This is a genomic window from Calothrix rhizosoleniae SC01, from assembly GCF_900185595.1.
Lineage (GTDB): Bacteria > Cyanobacteriota > Cyanobacteriia > Cyanobacteriales > Nostocaceae > Calothrix_A > Calothrix_A rhizosoleniae.
The window spans coordinates 1-3,088 of record NZ_FYBH01000471.1 but is presented as its reverse complement, the minus strand read 5'-3'; the positions used below and the strand labels follow the sequence as shown (position 1 = coordinate 3,088).

Annotated in this window: 4 protein-coding genes; all 4 read left to right on the top strand. The window is 39.3% G+C overall.

What is annotated here, in order from left to right; all coding sequences use genetic code 11:
- Window positions 1-693, top strand: a 693-nt coding sequence (locus CALSC_RS25650) for a hypothetical protein (protein WP_235006968.1), incomplete at its 5' end; no start/stop codon positions are given.
- A 19-nt stretch (window positions 694-712) separates the two neighbouring features.
- Window positions 713-1,645: an SDR family NAD(P)-dependent oxidoreductase gene (locus CALSC_RS25645; protein ID WP_159460702.1), complete on the top strand. Its 933-nt coding sequence runs from the start codon at window positions 713-715 to the stop codon at window positions 1,643-1,645.
- 263 nt (window positions 1,646-1,908) lie between these two features.
- Entirely contained in the window at window positions 1,909-2,736 is an 828-nt protein-coding gene (locus CALSC_RS25635; protein ID WP_088243987.1) for a squalene/phytoene synthase family protein, read from the top strand.
- Between the two features lie 133 nt (window positions 2,737-2,869).
- On the top strand, window positions 2,870-3,085 hold the full coding sequence (locus CALSC_RS25630) for a hypothetical protein (protein WP_088243986.1): 216 nt from the start codon (window positions 2,870-2,872) through the stop codon (window positions 3,083-3,085).
- The last annotated feature ends 3 nt before the right edge of the window (window positions 3,086-3,088 follow it).

The following is a 3,088-nucleotide window of genomic DNA, read 5'->3' as shown; positions in this document are numbered from 1 at the left end:
AACCTACTTAATGGGCTAATTATGGTTTATTACCATGCTCAAGGAGAAACTCCTAGTTGGGAAATTCCGGAGCTACCCGAATACTCTGCTAAAGAGTGGATGCCGTTACGCCCTGCTTATTATCAAAAGCTACATACTCACGTTCAAGAGTTAGGGGAGCAATTTCCAGACATTGCTCATATAAAATTTCTCCATTCAGATGAATTTGTTAAAAGTAATGCTCCTACTATAGACGGTATTGTTTGGAGTAAATTCTTCTGGACTAAGCAGAGTTTTACAACCAGAGGAGTTGGGTTAAAAAATGGTACTCAAGCAGTATCAAACAGTCAGATAGAAACGCAGTATGAAATTACTTTCTATGGTTTGGGCTATAACCAACAAAAGTATTGCACAAAGGCAATGTTTGAGTTTAATTTTCTTGTTTTGGCTTTATTAACACCAATTGATAAAGAATATATTGATGTTCGTTTGGTTATCAGTGCCAAGAAACTTTTCAATAGTTTTATTACTGCTGCTTTAACAAGTTTGATTCTCAAAGTGTTTAAGAAGGAATTTGAGAAAGATATCCCCATCCTTTCAGAAAAGCTTCACCATCTTCATCCTATCCTTTGTGAGGGAGATGGAGAAATCATGCAGTATAGACGCTGGGCTAGTCAGTTTTATTCAGAAGAGCCTGCTACAGCAAAAGCTTGAATTTACCAGTAGCAATATTATGTCCTACTCATTACCTCTAGCAAAACAAGTTATTTTAATTACCGGGGCTGCTGGCGGGATTGGTAGTGCAACTGCTCTACACTTAGCCAAACAATATCCCGGTATCTGCTTAATTCTTACAGATTTTCGTCAAGAACAACTCGAACAGTGCGCTACTTTGTGCAAGCAGGCAGGTGCCCAAGTCCTCACTATTCCTGCGGATTTAACTAATTCTGTGGAGTTGGCAAATATTCCTAAAGCAGCCGTTAAGCATTTTGGTGCAGTTCATGTCCTGATTAACAATGCTGGTTATAGCCAAAGTTCTCCAGTAGAATCAATGTCCACTGCTACTGTTGAAAAGCATTTCCAGGTTAACATCCTTGCACCAATTAGCTTAATCCAAACTTTGATCCCAGTGATGCGCCGTCAAGGGTTTGGCAGAATTATTAATGTTAGTTCCCTTGCTGGATGTGTGGCTTTCCCTTTTGAAGGAATTTATGGAGCCTCTAAATTTGCTTTAGAAGGACTTAGTGATGCTTTGCGTATGGAACTGTCTCCTTTTAATATTCAAGTTATTGTTATTGAACTGGGTGCTGTACTTACCCAAGCATTTAAGAATAATACCAAAGCTTTAATTAAGTGTATTTTAGAACCTCAAAATACACCTTACAGCAAAGCATTTCAACGACTTTCTCAACTATTTATAGAAGTAGAACAACAAGCTTGGACTCCAGAAAAAGTTGCACAAACGATTCACAAAACTTTAATTACCACTCACCCAAAACCTCGTTATGTTGCAGCATCAGCAGCAGTGAAATTATCTTTTTTTATCATGAATAAAATGTGCCCTACTTCAATTTTAGATAGGTTTAGAAAACGGCTTTATGGCATGAATTTAATTTCCCAAGATTTGCCAAAATACGGACAACTTAATCCGGAAAATTTGAGTTAAATCGATGATTTTTAAATCAACAATTCACAATGAAGAGACTTAGAGGATGTAAGGATGCGTCATAAATAAGACTCGCTACTTTCAAGATACCCTGCCCCCGTGACCCCCAACCTTGGGGGTACTGAGGGGCTTGAAATTATTATTCTCCCCCAGAATTGGGGGTTGGGGGCAAATCATACTTTTAATCAGCAACGCCGATTGTTGAGTAAAAAATTCATATACATAGCCGCACACTTTATAATCACTATCGGGAGATAAAAATAATGAATTCATGCAAGAATGCTCTCAAAGTTCTAGAAAAAACTAGCCGTACCTTTTATATCCCCATTAGTCGTTTACCTTCCGGGCTTCAAGAAGCAACTGCTGCTGCATATTTGTGTATGCGTGCCATTGATGAAATTGAAGATCATCCCAACCTAGATAATTTATCTAAAGCCCAACTCTTAAGAACAATTAGCTTAAAACTGCAATCAATAGACAGAGAAACTGCTGTTGATGACTTTTCAAAAGTATTTAATACCCATCCTCAGCCCTTACCAGAGGTAACAATTCGTATTGGAGAATGGGCAACTTTAGCACCAGAAAGCATTGCTCCCCGTATTTGGGATGCAACCGCAGCAATGGCCGATAGGATGGCTCACTGGGCACTTGCAGGCTGGAAAATTGATACCGAGGCTGATCTAGATTGTTATACATTTAGCGTTGCTGGTGCTGTAGGATTAATGCTGTCAGACTTGTGGGCTTGGTACGATGGCACAGCAACCAACCGTTCCCAAGCGATTGGCTTTGGTAGGGGTTTGCAAGCTGTTAATATTCTCCGCAATACCAGTGATGATTTAGAACGAGGAGTCAATTTCTTTCCTAATGGTTGGACGAAAGAGGATATGCAGATGTACGCTCGTCGTAACCTCTCTCTAGCTGATGCCTATACTAAAGCTCTTTCTCAAGGTCCTGCTTTTAATTTTTGTATCATTCCCTTGACATTGGCTCATGCGACTTTGGATGTTTTGATTCTTGGAAAGCCGAAACTTAGCCGTAGTCAAGTTATGAGCCTAATTGAACAAGTAACTAGTACCGCATTGAACAAGTAACTAGTACCGCTTCGCGTCAGTCAAAAGTCAAAAATTCTGTAATTTAGGCTTTTCAGGAATTTGAAATGGGAACTCTATTTATGCCCCAGTGTACTAAGTGTACTAGTAGAAAGTAAAAACAATACCTAGAAATGTGAATAACCCCATCGATTCAATTACCCCAGTTAGTTTGGCTTATGCATCACTAATATTTGTAGGCTTTGTGACTGTGATGTTTCTCGGTACAATCTTTCTGCCAGGTAAACAATATACAGGCTGTTTGCAACCAGACGGTACTCGGAAATCTTACAAGCTCAATGGTTTGCTGCTATTTATGGCAACAACTTTGGCTGTGGTGGCATCTAAGTAGGTT

What these genes read in the sequence shown, in the direction of transcription:
- CALSC_RS25645 (WP_159460702.1), top strand. Translation starts at nt 713, where the DNA reads ATGTCCTACTCATTACCTCTAGCAAAACAAGTTATTTTAATTACCGGG.
- CALSC_RS25635 (WP_088243987.1), top strand. Translation starts at nt 1,909, where the DNA reads ATGAATTCATGCAAGAATGCTCTCAAAGTTCTAGAAAAAACTAGCCGT.